Origin of the sequence: Pseudomonas sp. S9 (assembly GCF_000222125.1) — a bacterium.
GTDB classification, from domain to species: domain Bacteria; phylum Pseudomonadota; class Gammaproteobacteria; order Pseudomonadales; family Pseudomonadaceae; genus Aquipseudomonas; species Aquipseudomonas segetis.
Genome location: NZ_AFFX01000012.1, coordinates 38,661 through 58,493, shown reverse-complemented (window position 1 = coordinate 58,493; position 19,833 = coordinate 38,661). Strand labels below are relative to the sequence as shown.

Sequence of the window (19,833 nt, the reverse complement as noted above, 5' to 3'; positions counted from 1 at the left end):
TTGCCGCCACGCCAAGCAATGGATTGTCCCCTGAGGGGCAATACTGGTTTCAGTTAAAGCTGCACGCCTGATTACTCGGCTTTTTCGGCCTGTTTTTCGCGCAAGGTCACTTGCTGGCAAATCTCGATGATCTGCTCACGCATCCAGCGGTTGGCCGGGTCCTGGTCCGTGCTTTCGTGCCAGTACAGATGGGTTTCCAGGGTTGGCATTTCCTTCACCGGTAGCTGGATATAGTGCAGTTCGTTGCTACGAGCGAAGCGCTCCGGCACTGTCATCGCCATATCGGTGTTTTGTAGAACCGTATTGGCCATCAGGTAATGCTGGGAGCGCAGGGCAATCTTGCGCTGAATTCCCATTTTACCCAGGGCCAGGTCGATATAGCCCAAGCCACTGCGCCGACTGGAAATGTGGATGTGGCTTAGCGACAGGTATTCCTCAAGGCTGATCTTGTCCTTGGCCAGCGGATGGTTTTTACGCAGTGCGCAGACGTAGCGGTCTTCCAGTAGCTTGACGTGACGCACCTGCGGGTCGGTATTGAGCGGGGCGTCAATGGCGAAGTCCAGGCGGCCAGCCGCCAGCTCCTTGGTCGTTTCACGACGGCGTGCCAGCATGCTTTCGATGCAGACCTTGGGCGCGAGGCGACGCAGGCGCTGGAAAAGCACAGGGAAAACCATTGCCTCGCTGAGGTCCGTCATGCTGATGCGGTAGGTCTTGTTGGCTTGGGCGGGGTTGAAGGTACGGCTTTCCTGCACCGATATGCGCAGTTGCTGGAGGGCATTGCGTACCGGCCCGATGATGTTTTGCGACATCGGCGTCGGCACCATGCCTTGGGCAGTACGCACGAACAAGGGATCGTTGAAGGTCTCGCGCAAGCGTGCCAAGGCGTTGGAAACCGCAGGCTGGGTGATACCGACAATCTGACCGGCGCGAGTCAGGTTAGCCTCGGTATAGATTGCATCGAAGACGACAAAGAGGTTCAGGTCGACCTTGTTGAGATTCATTCCGTGGTAACTCCGAGGCAGTGAATCATATATCGGTGATGAATGTTTATACACAGTGAAAATAGCTTAGGTAAATTTTCATCTGTGATCTAGCATAATTTTCAGTCAATTTATTTAAAGCCAAACGTCAAAAGGTAGCGCCCATGGATTTCGCCTATTCGCCCAAAGTTCAGGAACTGCGTGAGCGCGTCACAGCGTTCATGGAGGCTCATGTCTATCCTGCCGAAGCTGTGTTTGAACAGCAGGTCGGTGAGGGAGACCGCTGGCAGCCGACCGCAATCATGGAAGAGCTCAAGGCCAAGGCCAAGGCCGAAGGCTTGTGGAACCTCTTTCTGCCGGACTCTGAACTTGGGGCAGGGCTGACCAATACCGAATACGCGCCACTGGCTGAAATCATGGGCAGTTCGCTGATCGGTCCCGAGCCTTTCAACTGCGCCGCACCGGATACCGGCAATATGGAAGTCCTGGTGCGTTACGCCAACGAGGCGCAAAAACAACAATGGCTGGCACCCTTGCTCAGCGGCGAGATTCGCTCGGCCTTTGCCATGACCGAGCCGCAGGTGGCTTCGTCCGATGCCACCAACATGCAGGCATCGGCTGTGCGTGACGGTGACGAGTGGGTCATCAATGGCCGTAAATGGTGGAAATCCGGCGCTTGCGATCCACGCTGCAAGATCCTGATATTCATGGGCTTGACCAATCCCGATGGCCCGCGTCATCAACAGCACTCGATGATTCTGGTGCCGATGGACACCCCAGGCGTGAAAGTCATCCGTCCTTTGCCGGTTTTTGGTTATGACGACGCGCCGCACGGTCACGCCGAGATGGTGTTCGAGAATGTCCGGGTGCCCTACGAGAATGTCCTGTTGGGTGAGGGGCGTGGCTTCGAGATCGCTCAAGGTCGTCTTGGCCCGGGGCGCATTCACCACTGCATGCGCTCGATCGGCATGGCTGAGCGTGCGCTGAAGTTGATGTGCGAGCGCTCGATTGAACGCAGTGCCTTTGGTAAACCCCTGGCCCGTCTGGGCGGCAATATTGATCACATCGCCAATTCGCGTATGGAGATCAACATGGCACGCCTGTTGACCCTCAACGCGGCCTATATGATGGACACCGTCGGCAACAAGGTCGCGGCCAGCGAAATTGCCCAGATCAAGGTGGTTGCCCCGAATGTTGCCTTGAAAGTCATCGACCGCGCGATCCAGATGCACGGTGGAGCAGGAGTCAGCAATGATTTTCCACTGGCTTACTGGTACGCCATGCAACGCACCTTGCGTCTGGCCGACGGCCCGGACGAGGTTCATCGCGCCGCCATCGGCAAGTTCGAGATTGGCAAGTACATCTCTCGCGAAGCGATGAATGCCACGCGCTAGGCCTCGGTAACAGCCAGGCGCCCGGCGCCTGGCTTGGAGCAATCAACGAACGCGATCCAGGCTCTGCACGGTCAGGTCCAGCGCCTTGTACATGTCCAGCCTGGCTGAGTGACCCACGTCGGGGTTGTTAAGCTCGTTGGCGCGCTCGGATGGCAATATGGGCGCGGTGAGGTCGTCACCTTCGGTGGGTTCGAAGTCGTATTCCTCGCCTATGGTCATGGCGCTGCGGCGCAGCAACATACGCAGTTGGTCGGGTTCCAGTTCCGGGTTGATCGACAGCATGGCGGCCAGCAAACCAGCGACCAGCGGAGTGGCGTATGAGGTACCGCAATGCACATCGCCTTCCTCGTCAGCCTTTGCGGTTGAGGCGTGTACGCAGGCGGCAGCGGTGATGTCCACGCGCATGTCGATATTGGAAGCCTTGCGCTTTGTGGCATAGGCCGGATCCTTGACCGGTACGTCTTTATTACTGCGTTGATGGCCGCCGACCACAAAGAGCTGGTCGGTAACAAAGGACGAAGGCAGTCGATACTCATCGCGACCAGAGAACGACGAGCCATTACCCGCCGAGTTGACCACCACTACATCGGGATGTTCTTCACGCAGCCAGAGGAAAAACTCCTCGAGCAGCTCTTCATAACCACTCATGGCAATACCGGAACGTACCAGCGAGTCGATGGGGTCACCGTTGACATCAATGGCGCCCACGCGATGAATCCCCCAGCTCCAGTTGAGCACCTGTACACCGTCTTCGACCAGATTGACCGAGGCAGCTATGTTGGCGGTGATGCCGGCATCGGAGTCGCGCGCGACTATGACATCGAAACCTGGGCCGACATCATCCAGGCCGCGCAAGAAGCCGCTGTTGCCGCCTTTATCCCAGGCCGCAGCGAGAATGCCGCTAACCGTGGTGCCATGGCCGCTTGGCTTGTCTGCATCGCGTGCATACAGGCACAGCCGCTTGCTGTCGGAGCGGCAATTGTCGCCGATATAGTCGCTGAAGTCCGGCGAATCAAAATCAACGTCGCGCTCGATCACGCCTATGCGCACGGGGTGGGTCTTGAGTCCGCCGGTTTCGCGTTGCAAGCGCCGCTGATAAAAATTCACCGCATCAAGGAAACGGTTGGACGCCCATTCCTGATTGTCTTTTGCAGGCGCCTTGTCAGCATCTGTCTCGATGCTTTTTTCTGCGCCAGACTCTTCTATGACAACCGCATCGACACTGACTTCACCGCCAAGACGCAATACCGTGGCATCGCGCTCATCAAGATTCTTGGCCTTGAGGCGCAGTTGATAGGTGTTCAGCGGAGGAATCATGCCGACCACTTTGGCACCGTACTTTTCTGCCAGGCGCTGCGCTTGTTTGGCGCCATCGTAATCTTCTTCGATCACCAGGCTGATCAGGTCGACATAGGAAGTCAGGCCATCCATGTTCTTCGCCACTTCATCGGCAGTGGCCGCCACCACGTGGCTGCTGGCCAAAGACAACCAGACCGGATTGCTCTGTCGGCCCTGTTGCTCCAGCACCAAGGGCCCGCTTTTCTTGCCGTCGGTTTCTAATTGCAGCCGCAGGTCTTCGCCTTCACCGCTTAACTGTTTATCGGCAAGCGCCACGCCATTGAGGCGCACCTTCCTGGCGCCAGGCTGCAGGCCCTTGACGCGCAGGCAGAATGACTGCTTTTTGGTTTCCAGCAGGTCACCGCAGCGCTGCAGTTGCTGGATACGGATTGGGTCGGCCGCTGAGGCATCAAGTGCAAGCATTGCAATCAACAGGGCAGGCAGGGATTTGCAAAGGGTTGGAACAACATGACTCATTGACGACTCCGGCTTGAGCGTTGAGCTTGCGCAACCATGGCTCCGCTGCGCTTGATGTTATTCCGACCGTCAGAACAATGAATGTTTCAATAATCTCCTTTGCCAAAGCCCAGGTCCCGCACAAAGGCCCGTGGACAACAGGCCTCAGGCATAGGGGCTTGTGTGATTTCAGTAAACCCAGACTTCAACCCGACGGTTTTTGATCCGGCCTTCGGAGTCATTGGCGGCGACGGGCAGCACATCACCGAGGCCGATGATGTCTTTGAAGATGACGCCTTGCCTGGCCAGTTCGCGGCGAACAGCCATGGCGCGCAACTTGGACAGCAACTCGGCACGGGCCGGGTCGGACTTTGGGTCGCCAAAGCCGGCCAGCACCACCTTCTGGTGCAGCTTGTCGTGGACAGTCAGGTAGTCCATGACACGATTGAGGTCACGCAAGGCCTTGTTATCCAGGTCGGCGCTACCTTCGGCAAAGCGAAAGTTGACGGACAGCCGCTGGGCATCAGTGCTCAGTTGCTGATAAGCATCGGGCATATCATTCGTGGGGCTTACCTTGACCGCGCTGACTGTCTGCGAAATAAAGCCATTTTGCGCAACTATGGCTTGGCCGCGTGGGCTGTGCGCAAAGTTGACCAGTGCATTGACCCAGGGCTTGCTTTGATTTGGCGGGTTGTAGAGGTACAGGCGTCGCGATAATGGATAGTCCTCGGTGGCAATCGCCGTGCGTGTCGGCAGCATGGGTTGTGATTCGCCGCTGGCGATGGCCAGGGCCTTGGCCTGACGAATAGAGGGCAGGCCGGTGAAACCTATGCCTTGCGGATCGCTGCTGACAGTGTCGGAAAGCTTGTCGTTTGACTCAAATCGTCTGGCGGACGCCGCCAACGACTTGCCGTTGGCGCTGAGCACCAATTCCTTGAAGGTGTCATAGGTGCCGGAGTTGTCATCACGCGCATACAAGTGGATTTCACCAGGCGGGCCGCCCAATTGCTCCCAGTTGCTGATTTCCCCGGAAAACACCTGCGCCAATTGATCGGTGCGCAATGAGCTTATTGGGTTGCTCGGGTGCAGGATGATGGCCAGTCCATCAATGGCGATTACCTGCTCGGCATCGCGGCTTTTCATGTCGCCCAGGTTGGCGAGGCTGGCGACTTCAGCATCCTTGATCGGCCGTGAAGCCGCCGCAATGTCGGCGCTGCCATCGCGCAGGCCGACAAAACCGGTGCTTGAACCGTGGGCGGCAAGATCGACAGTAACCGCTTGGCCCTTGTCCGAGGTCGCCACTATCTTCTGTTCGTTTTCGACGCTGCCGGGCTGCAGGCTGATAGCACTGTAGCCCTGCGCCTCAAGCATGCCCTTGACCAGCGCAGGCCCCAGCTTGGCGCCAATGGTATTGGAACCCTGGATGCGCAGCAGCGAAGCCTCGGTTTGCTGGGCGGCGAATACCGACCAGGGCAGGGCGTAGCAGATAAAACCGAGCAGAATAAGGGAGCAGGCACGGCTCCATGTATCAGATTCATTATCGAGCAGGACGCGCGACATGCGGCAAACACCTTGTATGGGTGGGAAGTGCCGCGAAGATAAGACAATATTATTGCGAAGATATGACGCTGCGGTTTTGCATACGTGTGTTTTACATACCCGCTCGCTTAAAGATCGGTGCGCGACAGCTTGGTTTTGTGCTTGCCGCGCAACCCGGGCTGTTATTCGAGCTCAAGCCAGATAGGTGCGTGATCCGAGGGTTTCTCCATGCCACGCAGCGCATAATCGATGCCTGTTGCCTTGATCCTGTCTTGCAGGGGCGCGCTGGCCAGGATTACATCAATGCGCAGGCCACGCTTGGGTTCATCCTCAAAGCCGCGACTGCGGTAGTCGAACCAACTGAACTGGTCATCAACCTCCGGGTTTTGCCAGCGGAAGCTGTCGACCAGCCCCCAGCCCTTGAGAGTGGCGAGCCATTCGCGTTCTTCGGGAAGAAAGCTGCATTTGCCGGTTTTCAGCCAGCGCTTGCGGTTCACTTCGCCAATGCCGATGTCACAGTCTTCGGGCGAGATATTGATGTCGCCCATTACCACCAGTGACTGCTCTGGCGTGAACTGGCTGACCAGCAATTGCTGCAGGTCAGCGTAGAAACGCTGCTTGGCTGGAAACTTGGTTGGGTGGTCGCGGCTTTCGCCTTGGGGGAAGTAGCCGTTCATCACGGTTACAGGGTTGCCGTTTTTATCGGCAAAGGTGCCGTAGATAAAACGCCGCTGGGCATCTTCCTCATCGCCGGGAAACCCCTTGTGTATCTCCAGTGGTGCCTGGCGGGAAAGCAGGGCGACACCGTAGTGGCCTTTTTGCCCGTGATAATGAACCTGGTAGCCGAGCGCATGAATATCGGCTTCAGGAAATTGCTCGTCGGATACCTTGGTCTCTTGCAGGCCAATGACGTCCGGCTGATGCTTTTCAATCAGGGCCGCCAGTTGATGCGGGCGGGCGCGCAGGCCGTTGATGTTGAAGGAAACAATCTTCATGGCGGCAGCTCCAATGCGTTGTAGATTAGACCGCTGATGCTAGCCGATTGGAGGGGCTGGCTGCCAGCCATCGTGGAACCCTCTGCAAAGGCTAGCGCGCGACGAGGGTAAAGGAACAACCTGACTCTAGGTATGTCGCGCAGCTTTTAACGCCGGAGCGCGGTGGTTTTTCAGCGGTTTCCTAGCAGGCTTGGTTGTGCGGTGCTAGGGTGGAAACTTAGGCCCATTATTCAAAAGACAAGAGGTCGTGACTGATGCCAAATAGCCCTGCTGAAGTTCGCATGCTCGACTCTGGTTATGCTCAAGAAGCGCGCTCATTGCTCTATCACGCATACCGGCTTGAACCAACCTTTGCCTATTTGTTCGAGGCTGAGCGCCCGGGCTTCGACCAGCGAGTTCGTGCAACCATCCGCGAGTTTGTGCAGAAACATTTCAGTGAGGACCTGCCGGCAGTGGGTCTATTGATTGAGGACCGCTTGATCGGTATAGCCTTGATTGCTCCACCACAGCGTCGGCTCGACATAACCGAAAGTTGGACATGGCGCATGCGCATGCTGCTAACCACCGGTTTTCGCTGCACCAAGCGTTACCTCGAGTACCATGCGGCCTTGATGTCTATCCTGCCGATCGGCACTTACCACGTACTGCCTCTGCTGGGTATTCATCCCGAATACCAGGGCAAGCACCGTGGCGAGCAATTGCTCGAAGCCTTGCACAACTGGTGTGCTGACGACCCCAACTCGGGCGGCATCGTGGTCGATACTGGCAATCCACACTACCTCAACTTCTATCAGCGCCAGGGCTACGAGGAAATAGGTCAGGTTGCCATTGGCCCAGTCATAGAGCACGTGTTCCTGCATCCCAACCCGCAACAGGTGACTAAAGCCAGCGCTTGAGACAGACCCAACCACTGGACGCACTGATAGTCGTCCGGGGGTGGGTTGTGACGCCTGAGTTTTCCACAGTGACAATTCTGAATAAAAGTGGCTCACCCCGGTTGATCCCTTCTATCAGGTGGTACGTTTGTGCCTGAGTTAGTCGTGGTTAAGTGTATTTAAGTGCTCTAGGTGAAGGTTCGCGTCGTGCTAGCATCGCATTCATGACAGTGGTGAAAAAGCTTTGCGCCGGAGTGGCGCTCATAATGTTCTGCGCCAGTTCCCAGGCTGAGTCGCGTTTAACTGTTTCCATCAAACCGGCAAATAAAGAACTAAAGGCCAACGTGGAAGGCTATATCGGATCGCTCGGCGAGCGCGATGCCGATGCCTTGCAACGTTTCAGCCTGGTCGCCAAGCAACAAGCGGTAAAAGCCGCGCAGGCGCTCGGCTATTATCAAGCGCAGATCAGTGTCGAGGTGAACAAGGAAACCCCGCCGCAGCTAAAAATCAAGATCAACCCCGGCGAGCCCGTGCATCTGCGTAACGTGGTGGTGCAGGTTGATGGACCCGCTGGAGAGCTCAGCCAATTCAAATTGCCAAAGGATGCGCACCTCAAGTCGGGCGACGTACTCAACCATGGCGCCTACGAGGCAGTTAAACGCTACATCCTGACTCAAGCCTCGCGCTATGGTTTCTTTGCCGGCAAGTTCACCAGCCAGCAGCTTGATATTGATCCGCAGGCTGGGATTGCCGATGTCGCCTTGATCTATGAAAGTGGCCCGCGCTATGCGTTCGGTGATGTCACCTTCTCGGGCGACTACGAGCTCGACAATGAGTTGCTGCATCGCATGGTGCCGTTCGCGCCGAACACACCCTATAACTCCGACAAAATTGCCGAGCTTTACCAGGCGCTGCGCTCAAGCGATTATTTCGACAATGTGCAGGTCGACGCCAACCCAGCCCAGGCCAGTGGTGACATTATTCCCGTGGATGTTCAGCTCACCGCGCGCAAACCACGCAGCATGGGGCTTGGACTTGGTTTCTCGACGGACGTTGGCCCCCGTGGACGGGCTAACTGGACCCGCCACTATGCCAACCCGCAAGGCCACAGCTATGGCGCTGAAATGGAGCTTTCAGCGCCCCGGCAAAATGTCAGCCTGTTCTATGACGTGCCGCTTGATCCACCATTGACCGATAAATTCAGGTTTGCAGGCGGTTATCAGTATGAAGATCTGCCAGATACCGACACCTTGAGCAAGCTGATCACTGTCGGGCCCGAATGGCACAGCCAGCTCGAAAGCGGCTGGCAACGGGTAATCTCGCTGAAATGGCAGCATGAAGAATACAAGCTGGGTGACGACTCTGGCTTGAGTACCTTGCTATTGCCGGGTATCAGCTACGCCTACTTGCACAGCGACAGCCAGATCGACCCGAGCCAGGGCTACCGTTTGCAGTTCGATCTTTCTGCGGGTAAAGAGGGCTTGGGCTCTGACTCGGACGTGGTGCATTCCAATGCAATGGCCAAGGGCCTTTATACCATCGCCAAAAAGCATCGCTTCCTGGGGCGCGCACAGGTGGGCGGTACAGAATCCAATGGCTTCGGCAATGTGCCGCCCTCGCTGCGCTTTTTCGCCGGGGGCGACCAAAGTGTGCGTGGCTACGACTATGACAGCCTGTCGCCTGAGAACTCCGATGGCGACAAGATTGGTGGCCGTTATCTGGTAGCCGGTTCGGTCGAGTATCAATACAGCGTCGCCGAAAAATGGAGGGTCGCGACCTTCTTTGACCAGGGCAATTCGTTTAATGACCTGGAGTTGCCGTCGCTGAAAAAATCCTTTGGGTTTGGCATTCGCTGGATTTCGCCCCTGGGGCCACTGCGTCTGGACTTGGCCAAGCCGATCAATCCGGGTGACGACGATGACGACGGCATTCATATCCACTTCTCAATGGGGCCAGAGCTTTGAATCGTCTGTTGAAGCGCGGCCTCTGGGCTGTACAGGCTTTAGTCCTGATATTGCTGATCGCAATTGCCAGCCTGTTAGGCACGCAAGCGGGCAGTCGTTGGCTCCTGGACCAGGTGCCAGGGCTGCAACTGACAAACTTCAGTGGCCGCTTGGCTGGGTACTGGCAGGCTGATGCACTGAACTGGCAGCAAGACTCCACTGTTGTCGAGGTTGATCACCCGGCATTGGAGTGGTCGCCTGGCTGTCTGCTGCGCATGACTTTGTGCATCGACCAGCTCAAGGCGCAAGCCATTGCCCTGCAATTGCCAGCCAGCAGTGACGAGCCCAGCAGTGGACCGATCACCTTGCCCGAGTTGAATCTGCCGGTTGCCATTGAGCTGGGGGAAATAAAAATCGGCAGCTTGCAACTCAATGGCGTTGAACAGCTGCAAGGCATGGAGATGGCTGCACATTGGACGGCTGACGGACTGAAGATTGATAAGTTTGATCTGCAACGCGAGGATTTAAGCCTTGCCCTGACCGGGCTGCTCAAGCCAGCAGGTGACTGGCCATTAACGCTTGCAGGCGATATTAACCTGCCGTCCCCCGATGGCGGGCCCTGGAAGCTGGTGCTGAACATCAGCGGCGACCTACAGAAATCCCTGGATATCGATGCACAAAGCAGCGGCTATTTATCAGGGCATTTGACCGGCGAGCTGCAAGCCCTGGCTGAAAATCTACCGGCTAAAGTGCAACTCAAGGCCGATGGATTCAAAGGCAGCGCGGAGTTGCCCGATACGCTGCGTTTGAACAGGTTCTTACTGACTGCCGATGGTGACCTTAAGCAAGGTTACACAATCAAAGGGAACGCGCAGTTACCGGGCGATGGCGGTGATGTAGGCCTGTTGCTGCAAGCTTTGGTCACAGGCACTGGTGCTGATATCTCACAGCTGCAACTCAGTGCCGATGAACAACGCAAACTCGACCTGAACGCCAGGATGAGCTGGAGCGATGGCTTTAGTGTCGATGCCAGCTTCGACTGGCGTGATTTTCCCTGGCTGATGCTCTATCCATTGGAAAGCCCGCCACCGGTCACGGTTAAAACACTCACCGGTGATATCAGCTTTGCAGACGGGAACTACCTGGGGAACATTGACGCCAACTTGCTCGGTCCAGCCGGGCCATTCAGCGTAAAAACGCCTGTCAGCGGCAACCTGACCCAAGTGCATCTGCCCGATCTACAGGTCGTGGCCGGGCAGGGCAAGGCGGGCGGGCGAGTCCAGGTTGGCTTTGCCGATGGCATCAGTTGGGATACACAGCTGCAACTCAGCGATATCGACCCAGCGTATTGGGTGGCTGAAATGCCGGGCAAGCTGGCTGGCCCCCTGGAAAGCAAAGGTGAGCTCAAAAATGAAACTCTCAAGCTAAGCGCCGCGCTGGATATCAATGGCAAGCTTCGCGGGCAACCGGCTCAGTTCAAGGTCGATGCGACGGGTGCCGGCCAGTCCTGGACCTTGAGTTCACTGAATATCAAGCTTGGCGAAAACACCATCAGTGGCAATGGTGGCCTGGATCACTCACTTGCCGGAGAACTAAAGCTGAATCTGCCGCGACTTGGCCAGCTCTGGCCGGGGTTGCAGGGGCAGGTTAACGGCAAGGTTGACCTGGCTGGTAGTCTCAAGGCGCCGCAAGCCAAGCTGACACTCAAAGGCCAACAACTTGCCTACACCGATCAACGGATCAACAGCCTAGACCTTGATGCAACATTGAACCGCGCGCAGCAAGCTGAAGTGAAGCTTATCGCCGACGGCATAGCCCTTGGCGAGACCCAGCTGGGGCGTCTCGATGCAAGCGCCCAGGGGAACAAACAACGGCAAGGGCTCAAACTCAATCTCAGCGGGCCGCTGCTTGAGACCTCCACGGCGTTGCACGGCATGCTGAGCGATAAAGGTGATTGGCGCGGTACGCTGGACAGTGGCCAAATCAAAAGTGGTGGCCAGGATTGGCGTTTGCAACAGGCCACGACCCTGGAGCGGCTGGCCAACGGTCAGATCACCCTGGGCAGGCACTGCTGGCGCTCCGGTAGCGCCTCGTTGTGCGGCGAAGACCAGCGCCTGCTGCCGAACCCGCGAATCCGTTACCAGCTCAAGGGCTTTGTTCTGGACAGCCTGGCCCAATGGTTCCCGGACGACTTCGCCTGGAAGGGGCAGCTGGACGCGGCGATCAAGCTGGATATTCCCAGCGCCGGTCCTAGCGGGCAAATTACCCTGGATGCCGAACGCGGTGCCTTGCAAGTCCGCAATGCCGGTCAATGGAACGATTTCAGCTACGACAGGTTGCGCCTGACCAGTGATTTGAAGCCCACGCAGATCATCAGCAGCCTGCAGTTGAGCGGGCCAAAGATTGGCCAGCTCAATGTCCAGGCCAAGCTTGATCCTCGACCCGGCAAACGGCCGATATCAGGCACCTTCGACCTGCAGAACCTAGACCTTTCGGTTGCCAGGCCCTTTGTGCCCATGGTCGATACCTTGAAAGGCCGGTTAGGCGGTAACGGTACATTGTCCGGTACGCTGCTGGCACCGCTGGTCAATGGCCGGGTGCAACTAACTGATGGCGAAGTGTCTGGCGGCCAATTGCCAACCAACTTTGAAGGCTTGCAACTACTGGCCCTGATCAACGGGCAGAGCCTGCAACTGACGGGGGACTGGCGCAGCGGAGAGCAGGGCGCTGGCAAGTTAAAAGGCAATCTGGCGTGGGGCGATAGCCTGGACGGGCAACTGAATATCAGCGCCAAGCGCCTGCCCGTTCATGTTGAGCCCTACGCGGCGCTTGAAGTCGAACCGGATATCACGGTTGTGGTTGCCAAGGAGCAAATGTCGGTACGTGGCAAGGAACTGGTGCCCCGTGGAAAGGTACTGGTGCCCCGTGGAAGTATCGAGGTGCGCGAACTGCCGCCGTCGACTGTGCAAGTGTCGAGCGATGCACGAATCGTTGGCAACCAGGCGGTGGAAGCCAAGCCGGTCGCCATCGTTATGGATGTCGACGTGATCGTCGGTCAGGATCAGCTCAAGTTCAGTGGCTTTGGGCTCAAGGCCGAGATTGCTGGCAATGTACACATTGGCAATGACCTGGATACCCGTGGCGTACTCAATCTCAATAATGGCAAGTTCAGTGCTTATGGCCAGAAGCTGCAAATCCGCCGTGCGCGTCTGCTGTTTGCCGGGCCAATTGATCAGCCCTACCTGGATGTAGAAGCGATTCGCACCGTTGACGATGTGGTTGCTGGCTTGCGTCTAAGTGGTAATGCTGCGCAGCCAAAGAGCGAAGTGTTCTCCGAGCCGGCAATGAGTCAGAACCAGGCATTGAGCTACCTGATACTGGGGCGGCCCATTGGCCAGGACAGCGGTGACAATAATCTGATCGGCCAGGCCGTCGTCGCGTTGGGGCTCAAGGGCTCATCACCCTTTGCCGGTAATCTCGCCCAGACCATGGGCATCAAGGATTTCGAACTCGATAGCGAAGGCAGTGGCGACCGTACCAGTGTGGTTGCCAGTGGCAAGCTTTCCGAACGGCTTAGCCTGCGTTATGGCGTCGGGGTGTTTGAGCCGGTCAATACCGTGGCCCTGCGCTATGAATTGACCAAGCGCCTGTACCTGGAAGCCGCCAGTGGGTTGGCCAGTTCGCTGGATATTTTCTTCAAGCGTGATTTTTGATTGTTCGAAATATGGAAAAACTCTTCAAAATCAACGCTCCATTATTAAAAAAGGCGTGGTAGCATCCTGTCCATCAATGTGCTGTAGCACTTTGACACAACTAGGTTGCTGCAACGCTTGTCGGCATCATGTGACCCGTGACATCGACCTGTTGTCAGCATAGACAGTGGCGCTTATCGGCGGCCTGTCCTGACTATCAGCCCGGTAACAGCTGGCGCTGAACAACAAGAAAAAGGAGCTAGCGATGGAGTTCATCAACAATCTGGTCAACCAGGTTAATGGTCTCGTCTGGGGGCCACCGATGTTGGTGTTGATCCTCGGCACAGGTCTTTTCCTGATGCTGCGTTTGAAGTTTATGCCGCTTACGCACATTGCCACGGGCTTCCGCCTGATGTGGCGCGGCCGCACCAAAGGTGAGGGCGAAGTCGGCGAAATCACCCCGTTCCAGGCCTTAATGACTACCCTGGCGGCGACTGTCGGTACCGGTAACATTGCCGGTGTGGCAACGGCGATCTTCTTGGGTGGCCCGGGTGCTCTGTTCTGGATGTGGTGTACGGCACTGGTTGGCATGGCCACCAAGTACTGCGAAGTGGTACTGGCTGTTCACTACCGTGAAAAAGACTCGCGCGGCGAGTTCGTCGGTGGACCTATGTATGCCATCAAGAACGGCCTGGGCAAGAAGTGGGCCTGGATGGGGGCTGCCTTTGCCATCTTTGGTGGCTTTGCTGGCTTTGGTATCGGCAACATGGTTCAGGTCAACAGTATGGCAAGCGCCATGCAAGAGACCTTCAATGTGCCGCCGCTGGTTACCGGTATTGTCAGCATGGTGCTGGTTGGCCTGGTGATTCTGGGTGGTATCCGCCGTATCGGTAAGGTTGCCGCTTCACTTGTTCCGTTCATGTGCGTGGCCTACATCATCGCGGCAATCGTTGTATTGGTGGTTAACGCCGCGGCAATTCCGGCTGCATTCGACCTGATCATCACCCACGCCTTCACCCCAATCGCTGCAACCGGTGGTTTTGCTGGTGCTGCGGTAATGGCTGCGATCCGCTTCGGTGTGGCGCGCGGTATTTTCTCCAACGAAGCAGGTCTTGGTACTGCTGGTATCGCGCAGGCTGCCGGTACCACTGATAGCCCGATTCGCTCTGGCATGATCGGTATGCTCGGGACTTTTATCGATACCCTGGTTATCTGCACCATGACCGGCCTGGCAATTATCTGCTCGGGCGTTTGGAGCAGCGGCGCCAGTGGTGCGGCACTGTCTGCGGCAGCATTTGACTCGGCCATGCCGGGCATTGGAGGCCCGATTCTGACCATCGCCTTGGTGATCTTCGCGTTCACCACTATCCTGGGTTGGAGCTACTACGGCGAGCGTTGCTGGGAATACCTGATGGGGACCAAGACCATCCTGCCATTCCGTCTGGTCTGGGTAGTGGCTGTGCCTTTCGGTGCTATTGCCCAACTGGATTTCGCATGGCTGGTGGCAGACACCCTCAACGGCTTGATGGCGCTGCCTAACTTGCTGGCGCTGTTGTTGCTGAGCCCTGTGGTGGTTAAGCTGACCAAAGAGCATTTCAGTAAGTAGACAGGGGTTGAACCTCGCTGATCAGGCGGGGTTCAAGCCTGATAAAAAAGCCTCGCAATCGCGAGGCTTTTTTATGTGCGGCATGTTTTACTGATGTTTTAACAACCAAGAGGATCATTGTAATGACTCAAGTAACCTTGCGTGGCAACCCTGTAGATGTAGCAGGCAACTTGCCTGAGGTTGGCCAACAGGCTCCGGCCTTTACTTTGGTAGGTGCAGGCCTGGCTGACGTAAGCCTGAGCAGCTTGGCCGGCAAGCGTAAAGTGCTGAATATCTTCCCAAGCGTCGACACCCCGACCTGCGCCATGAGTGTGCGCAAATTCAATACTGAAGCTAGCGCATTAGACAATACCGTGGTTGCCTGCATTTCCGCTGACTTGCCCTTTGCCCAGGCTCGTTTCTGTGGCGCGGAAGGCCTGGAAAATGTAGTGAACCTGTCGACAATGCGTGGTGCCGAGTTCCTCAAGGATTATGGCGTGGCATTGACTTCTGGCCCATTGGCCGGTGTTGCGGCTCGTGCCGTCGTAGTTCTCGATGAAAACGACAAGGTGCTGCACAGCGAGTTGGTGGCCGAGATTGGCACTGAACCCAATTACGAAGCTGCAATCGCCGTACTCAAGTAATACACCAGACCCAGCCCTTGGCGGGTTGCCAGCGCTGTAACAAAAAGACCGCAATCAATCCGATTGCGGTCTTTTTTTACCTGGCCTGATTGACCTGGTCACAGGGTCAGCATGGCCATGGATTCGGCGCCATAACGATCACCGGCAGCAGCCTGGGCAGGAAAGATCGCATCCAGGGTTGAAAGCTCCTTGTCGCTCAGGCTGATTTGTACTGCCGCGATGTTTTCTTCCAGGTAGCGTCGGCGCTTGGTGCCGGGAATCGGCACAATGTCATTGCCCTGGGCCAGTACCCAAGCCAGCGCCAGTTGCGAAGCCTTGACCCCTTTGTCATTTGCCAACTGCTCGACCTGGGCAACCAATTGCAGGTTCTTGGCAAAGTTCTCGCCCTGAAAACGCGGGCTGAAACGACGGTAATCATCCTCGGCAAAATCTTCAGGGCTTTTCAAGGCTCCGGTCAGAAAGCCTCGGCCCAATGGGCTGTAGGGGACAAAGGCAATGCCCAGTTGGCGACAGGTCGCCAGTACCTGGTTTTCTTCGGGATCACGGGTCCACAATGAATACTCGCTTTGTACGGCACTTATCGGGTGGACCTGGTTGGCGCGTTGCAGGGTGGCTGCCGAAACCTCACTGAGCCCGAGGTAGCGAACCTTGCCTTGTTGGACCAGGTCCGCCATGGCTCCGACGGTATCCTCAATTGGCACTTTGGGGTCGATACGGTGCTGGTAATAGAGGTCGATATGGTCGGTCTGCAAGCGCTTGAGGCTGCCCTCGACTGATGCCCGCACATAGTCAGGATGGCCGCTGACACCGCGTACATGCGGGTCGCTTGGGTCGCGCAGCAAGCCGAACTTGGTGGCGATAAAGGCTTGGTGGCGTTTGCCTGCCAGGGCTTGTCCGAGCAAGATTTCATTGGTGTGCGGGCCGTACGCATCTGCCGTATCGAAAAAGTTCAGGCCGAGCTCAAGGGCGCGGTGCAGGGTGGCGATAGATTCAGTCTCATCCTGGTTGGTCACATAGAAATCGCTCATGCCCATGCAACCCAAGCCAATTGCAGATACCTGCGGCCCGCTGTGGCCGAGTTGACGCATTTTCATCGGTTGAACCTCTTGTCAATGAATGTGCGGTCAGTTTGGCTGTTATCAATTGCCAGATAAACTGGCTAAACTTGGATTAACTATTTATAGAATCCAAATAATAAAGGTGTATCAGATCGCCATGGATCGCATTTTGGCAATGCAGGTTTTCAGCCGGATCGTTGAGTTGGGCGCCTTCGGCAAAGCCGCCGACAGCCTGGGTCTGCCGCGGGCGACTGTCACCCAGATGATCAAGCAACTGGAGAGCCACTTGGGCGTGCAGCTGCTACAACGCACTACACGTCAAGTCCGCGCCACCCTGGACGGGCAGGCCTATTACCAGCGATGCGTGCATCTGTTGGCTGATATCGAAGAGGCAGAGTCGTTTTTCTCGCAAACGCGTAATAATCCGCAAGGCCAACTGCGGATAGACTTGCCAGCGTCGCTGGGGCACCGGGTCATTATTCCGGCAATGACGCAATTCTGCGCCCGTTATCCGAAGATAGAGTTGATTGTCGGCTCGACGGACAGGCCTGTGGATCTGGTGCGCGAAGGCGTGGATTGCGTGGTCAGGGCAGGGCAGATCCATGACCTTGGTCTGGTCGCGAGGCCGCTTGCCCAGCTGCCGCAAATCACCTGTGCCAGCGCTGAATACCTGAGCCGGTTTGGTACGCCGCAGGGCATTGCGGAACTGGTTGGTCATCGCGCGGTTAACTATGCTTCGGCGCTAAATGGCCGGGTATTTCCCTTTGAGTTCCAGGTTGACGGCAAGCTGCTTGAGATCGCCCAGCCCGGCACGGTTACGGTGAACAATGCTGAGGCTTATGTCGCGGCCTGTGAGGCTGGGCTTGGTATTATCCAGGCGCCGTATTATCACCTGCATGATCAACTGGCCAATGGCAGCATGGTCGAGATCCTGAGTCAGCATCGCCCGCCCGCAATGCCACTGACCGCGCTGTATCCGCCACATCGGCAACTGTCCAGGCGGGTCAGGGTATGGGTCGATTGGCTGGTGGAACTTTTTTCTGCAGATCAGTGGACGATGACGCACGAGAACTAGCCGCTTGTTCTGCTCAGCCTTGGTCGATGTTCAAGTCATTGAAAATCTGGCATTATCGCAACTGGTTATTATTTGCGTTTGATTGCTATGGCTGCGACACAATGACTGCTCACATTTTGGCGATTGAAGATGATCCGGTGTTGTCCGTGCACCTGCACGAGCATCTATCCAGTCGCGGTTTTCAGGTGACTTTGCATGGCGATGGCCAGACTGGCCTGGCCCAAGGTCTGGCCGAACCCTTTGACTTGGTCTTGTTGGACATCCTCTTGCCTGGTCTTGACGGCCTTGAGGTCCTGGAACAACTGCGTAACCACAGCAGCGTGCCGGTGATCCTGATGTCGGCCCTTGGTGCCGAACAGGACCGTATTGCAGGCTTTACCCAAGGCGCCGATGACTATTTGCCCAAGCCCTTCACCATGGCTGAATTGGAGGTACGCATCGCCGCAATCATGCGCCGTGTAGCCTATGAACGCGGCTACCGACAAGTGACCAGGATTGTGCCAACCCTTGAGCTTAGCCAACAGCACAATGATGCACGCCATAACGGCAAATGGGCACAATTGACCGCTACCGAGTTTCGTCTGCTTGAGTTGCTGATCGATAATACCGGCGAGGTGCAGAGCAAGGCATTTCTCTATCAACATGTACTTCATCGCGCCTATTCCCAACATGATCGCAGCCTTGATATGCACATCAGTCATGTGCGCCGCAAACTCTCGGCCATCGGCTATTCGAGAGGGAAGCTGCAAACTGCCTGGGGCAAGGGCTATGTATTCGAGCTTGACCAGAACTGATTATGCCGGGCTCATATCCATTGTTCTGGCGTCTTGCCGTACAACTGCTTGGCGTCTGTATTCTCATCGCCTGGGGTGCTTGGTACTGGAGCGGCTTTATCGAGCAGCGCACGGCTTATCTGAGCAGCGCCGCGCAGCAGCAACTCCACACCTATGCCAATGAGGCGCAACAGGCTTGGCTAGATGACGGTGCAAATGGTGTCGAGCGCTGGGTCGAACACATGGCTGCCGTTGAGCCCGGCATTTGGGTGGCGGTGATCGGGCGCAACCTGGAAAGCCTGGGACGAACGCCTTTTACCGCCCAAGAGTTTTCTCACTTGCGCCGCTTGCGCAGTGTCGACGGGCCCATGAGCCATCGGGTCAAGGGCCTTCCCTATATTGGCATTCCCTTCGCGGAGGCTGAGCAACTCGATCAGCAAGGCCAGGTGGTTATCCAGCTACCGCGGCGTTTTGTGCCCGAAGGTTTTACCTGGTCAATGCAGGTTTTGTTGCAGGGCGTGGTGCCTGCGGTATTGGCATTGCTGCTGTGCTTGCTGATTTACCGACAGGTGATCGCCCCATTGGGCTATTTACTCGACCAGGTCAACGCGCTGGGTGACGATAATCTTGCCGCGCGGGTCTCGCCCAGATTAAGCCAGCGCCAGGACGAGCTGGGCAGGTTGGGCCGGGCCTTTGATCGTATGGCTGAGCGCCTCGACAAAACCGTATCGCTGCAACGCCAACTGCTGCGCGATGTCTCCCATGAGCTGCGCACACCCCTTTCGCGCTTGCGTGTTGCAGGGGAGTGCGCAAATGACGTTGTGGAGTTGCGCCAGCGCATGGAGCGAGAAGTGGAGTCAATGCAGGTGTTGGTCGATGACACCCTGGAGTTTGTCTGGCTAGACACCGAACAACCGCGGCTTGAGCATCAGGACATTGATGTGGCAGCGCTGTGGGACCTGCTCTGCGACGATGCCTGCTTCGAAAGCGCCTGGCACCCAAGTCGATTACGCTGTGAATTGCCTGAGAACTTTCGGGTACGCGGGCACCTGAACAGCCTGGCGCAGGCGATGGAGAACATCTTGCGCAATGCCATTCGCCATTCACCGGCGCAGGGCTGCGTCTATTTGCGTGGCCAGCGAGTAGCACAAGGTTGGTTGCTGCATATCGAGGACGAGGGCGGCGGTGTAGCTGACGCCGAACTCGAAACCATCTTCGAACCCTTTACCCGTTTGCAAGCTGCGCGGCCGGGTGGTGAAGGCTTTGGCCTCGGCTTGGCCATAGCCAGAGGCGCGGTGCGTCTACAAGGGGGGGAGCTATGGGCAGACAATGGTGATACAGGGCTTCGGCTTTGGTTGCATTTGAAAAGTGTATAGATTGTAAATGATCTTTATTCTCTAACGAGAATCAATATCATCTCCGCCATCCAGTGCACTGAGCCTTACGGTATTGACTGTTACCAGCTCAGCTAGTCGCACTTATTTGC

At 56.7% G+C, this 19,833-nt stretch carries 14 protein-coding genes; 9 read left to right on the top strand and 5 right to left on the bottom strand.

Annotated elements, in window-relative coordinates; genetic code table 11:
* Window positions 1-71 precede the first annotated feature (71 nt).
* On the bottom strand, window positions 72-1,001 hold the full coding sequence (locus PSES9_RS0120105; protein ID WP_010490002.1) for a LysR family transcriptional regulator: 930 nt from the start codon (window positions 999-1,001) through the stop codon (window positions 72-74).
* Between the two features lie 143 nt (window positions 1,002-1,144).
* Here PSES9_RS0120105 and PSES9_RS0120100 point away from each other — a divergent pair, with 143 nt between their 5' ends.
* Window positions 1,145-2,374: an acyl-CoA dehydrogenase gene (locus PSES9_RS0120100; protein ID WP_010490000.1), complete on the top strand. Its 1,230-nt coding sequence runs from the start codon at window positions 1,145-1,147 to the stop codon at window positions 2,372-2,374.
* A 42-nt stretch (window positions 2,375-2,416) separates the two neighbouring features.
* On the opposite strand, the gene PSES9_RS0120095 is transcribed toward PSES9_RS0120100, so the two are convergent.
* From PSES9_RS0120095 to xthA, 3 genes are all read right to left on the bottom strand, one after another.
* Window positions 2,417-4,189 carry a S8/S53 family peptidase gene (locus PSES9_RS0120095; protein ID WP_010489997.1) on the bottom strand — a complete coding sequence of 591 codons (1,773 nt, stop codon included), beginning with the start codon at window positions 4,187-4,189 and terminating at the stop codon, window positions 2,417-2,419.
* A 168-nt stretch (window positions 4,190-4,357) separates the two neighbouring features.
* Window positions 4,358-5,728 (bottom strand): substrate-binding domain-containing protein, encoded by a 1,371-nt coding sequence (locus PSES9_RS0120090; RefSeq protein ID WP_010489995.1) that lies wholly within the window; start codon window positions 5,726-5,728, stop codon window positions 4,358-4,360.
* 161 nt (window positions 5,729-5,889) lie between these two features.
* Complete coding sequence (xthA, locus tag PSES9_RS0120085; protein ID WP_010489993.1) at window positions 5,890-6,702, bottom strand: exodeoxyribonuclease III; 813 nt, start codon at window positions 6,700-6,702, stop codon at window positions 5,890-5,892.
* A 254-nt stretch (window positions 6,703-6,956) separates the two neighbouring features.
* On the opposite strand from xthA, the gene PSES9_RS0120080 reads away from it, so the two are divergent.
* The 5 genes from PSES9_RS0120080 (at window position 6,957) to tpx (ending at window position 15,441) form a co-directional block, all read left to right on the top strand.
* Window positions 6,957-7,598 carry a GNAT family N-acetyltransferase gene (locus PSES9_RS0120080; RefSeq protein ID WP_010489991.1) on the top strand — a complete coding sequence of 214 codons (642 nt, stop codon included), beginning with the start codon at window positions 6,957-6,959 and terminating at the stop codon, window positions 7,596-7,598.
* A 203-nt stretch (window positions 7,599-7,801) separates the two neighbouring features.
* Window positions 7,802-9,541 (top strand): autotransporter assembly complex protein TamA, encoded by a 1,740-nt coding sequence (locus tag PSES9_RS0120075; protein WP_010489989.1) that lies wholly within the window; start codon window positions 7,802-7,804, stop codon window positions 9,539-9,541.
* The gene (locus tag PSES9_RS0120070) at window positions 9,538-13,233 is read left to right on the top strand and encodes a translocation/assembly module TamB domain-containing protein (RefSeq protein ID WP_010489987.1); all 3,696 of its coding nucleotides are present in this window, start codon (window positions 9,538-9,540) and stop codon (window positions 13,231-13,233) included. Before PSES9_RS0120075 ends, PSES9_RS0120070 begins: the two co-directional genes overlap by 4 nt.
* 244 nt (window positions 13,234-13,477) lie before the next feature.
* The gene (locus PSES9_RS0120065; protein ID WP_010489985.1) at window positions 13,478-14,818 is read left to right on the top strand and encodes an alanine/glycine:cation symporter family protein; all 1,341 of its coding nucleotides are present in this window, start codon (window positions 13,478-13,480) and stop codon (window positions 14,816-14,818) included.
* A gap of 122 nt (window positions 14,819-14,940) precedes the next feature.
* On the top strand, window positions 14,941-15,441 hold the full coding sequence (tpx, locus tag PSES9_RS0120060) for a thiol peroxidase (RefSeq protein WP_010489983.1): 501 nt from the start codon (window positions 14,941-14,943) through the stop codon (window positions 15,439-15,441).
* 98 nt (window positions 15,442-15,539) lie between these two features.
* On the opposite strand, the gene PSES9_RS0120055 is transcribed toward tpx, so the two are convergent.
* Complete coding sequence (locus tag PSES9_RS0120055) at window positions 15,540-16,535, bottom strand: aldo/keto reductase (protein WP_010489982.1); 996 nt, start codon at window positions 16,533-16,535, stop codon at window positions 15,540-15,542.
* 121 nt (window positions 16,536-16,656) lie between these two features.
* On the opposite strand from PSES9_RS0120055, the gene PSES9_RS0120050 reads away from it, so the two are divergent.
* The 3 genes from PSES9_RS0120050 (at window position 16,657) to PSES9_RS0120040 (ending at window position 19,723) form a co-directional block, all read left to right on the top strand.
* On the top strand, window positions 16,657-17,574 hold the full coding sequence (locus PSES9_RS0120050) for a LysR family transcriptional regulator (RefSeq protein ID WP_010489980.1): 918 nt from the start codon (window positions 16,657-16,659) through the stop codon (window positions 17,572-17,574).
* 101 nt (window positions 17,575-17,675) lie between these two features.
* Complete coding sequence (locus tag PSES9_RS0120045) at window positions 17,676-18,368, top strand: response regulator transcription factor (protein ID WP_029529677.1); 693 nt, start codon at window positions 17,676-17,678, stop codon at window positions 18,366-18,368.
* Window positions 18,369-18,370: 2 nt separating this feature from the next.
* Window positions 18,371-19,723 carry a HAMP domain-containing sensor histidine kinase gene (locus PSES9_RS0120040; protein ID WP_010489976.1) on the top strand — a complete coding sequence of 451 codons (1,353 nt, stop codon included), beginning with the start codon at window positions 18,371-18,373 and terminating at the stop codon, window positions 19,721-19,723.
* The last annotated feature ends 110 nt before the right edge of the window (window positions 19,724-19,833 follow it).

Coding starts and splice junctions, on each gene's coding strand:
- PSES9_RS0120105 (WP_010490002.1), bottom strand. CDS start 1,001: ATGAATCTCAACAAGGTCGACCTGAACCTCTTTGTCGTCTTCGATGCA.
- PSES9_RS0120100 (WP_010490000.1), top strand. CDS start 1,145: ATGGATTTCGCCTATTCGCCCAAAGTTCAGGAACTGCGTGAGCGCGTC.
- PSES9_RS0120095 (WP_010489997.1), bottom strand. CDS start 4,189: ATGAGTCATGTTGTTCCAACCCTTTGCAAATCCCTGCCTGCCCTGTTG.
- PSES9_RS0120090 (WP_010489995.1), bottom strand. CDS start 5,728: ATGTCGCGCGTCCTGCTCGATAATGAATCTGATACATGGAGCCGTGCC.
- xthA (WP_010489993.1), bottom strand. CDS start 6,702: ATGAAGATTGTTTCCTTCAACATCAACGGCCTGCGCGCCCGCCCGCAT.
- PSES9_RS0120080 (WP_010489991.1), top strand. CDS start 6,957: ATGCCAAATAGCCCTGCTGAAGTTCGCATGCTCGACTCTGGTTATGCT.
- PSES9_RS0120075 (WP_010489989.1), top strand. CDS start 7,802: ATGACAGTGGTGAAAAAGCTTTGCGCCGGAGTGGCGCTCATAATGTTC.
- PSES9_RS0120065 (WP_010489985.1), top strand. CDS start 13,478: ATGGAGTTCATCAACAATCTGGTCAACCAGGTTAATGGTCTCGTCTGG.
- tpx (WP_010489983.1), top strand. CDS start 14,941: ATGACTCAAGTAACCTTGCGTGGCAACCCTGTAGATGTAGCAGGCAAC.
- PSES9_RS0120055 (WP_010489982.1), bottom strand. CDS start 16,535: ATGAAAATGCGTCAACTCGGCCACAGCGGGCCGCAGGTATCTGCAATT.
- PSES9_RS0120050 (WP_010489980.1), top strand. CDS start 16,657: ATGGATCGCATTTTGGCAATGCAGGTTTTCAGCCGGATCGTTGAGTTG.
- PSES9_RS0120045 (WP_029529677.1), top strand. CDS start 17,676: ATGACTGCTCACATTTTGGCGATTGAAGATGATCCGGTGTTGTCCGTG.
- PSES9_RS0120040 (WP_010489976.1), top strand. CDS start 18,371: ATGCCGGGCTCATATCCATTGTTCTGGCGTCTTGCCGTACAACTGCTT.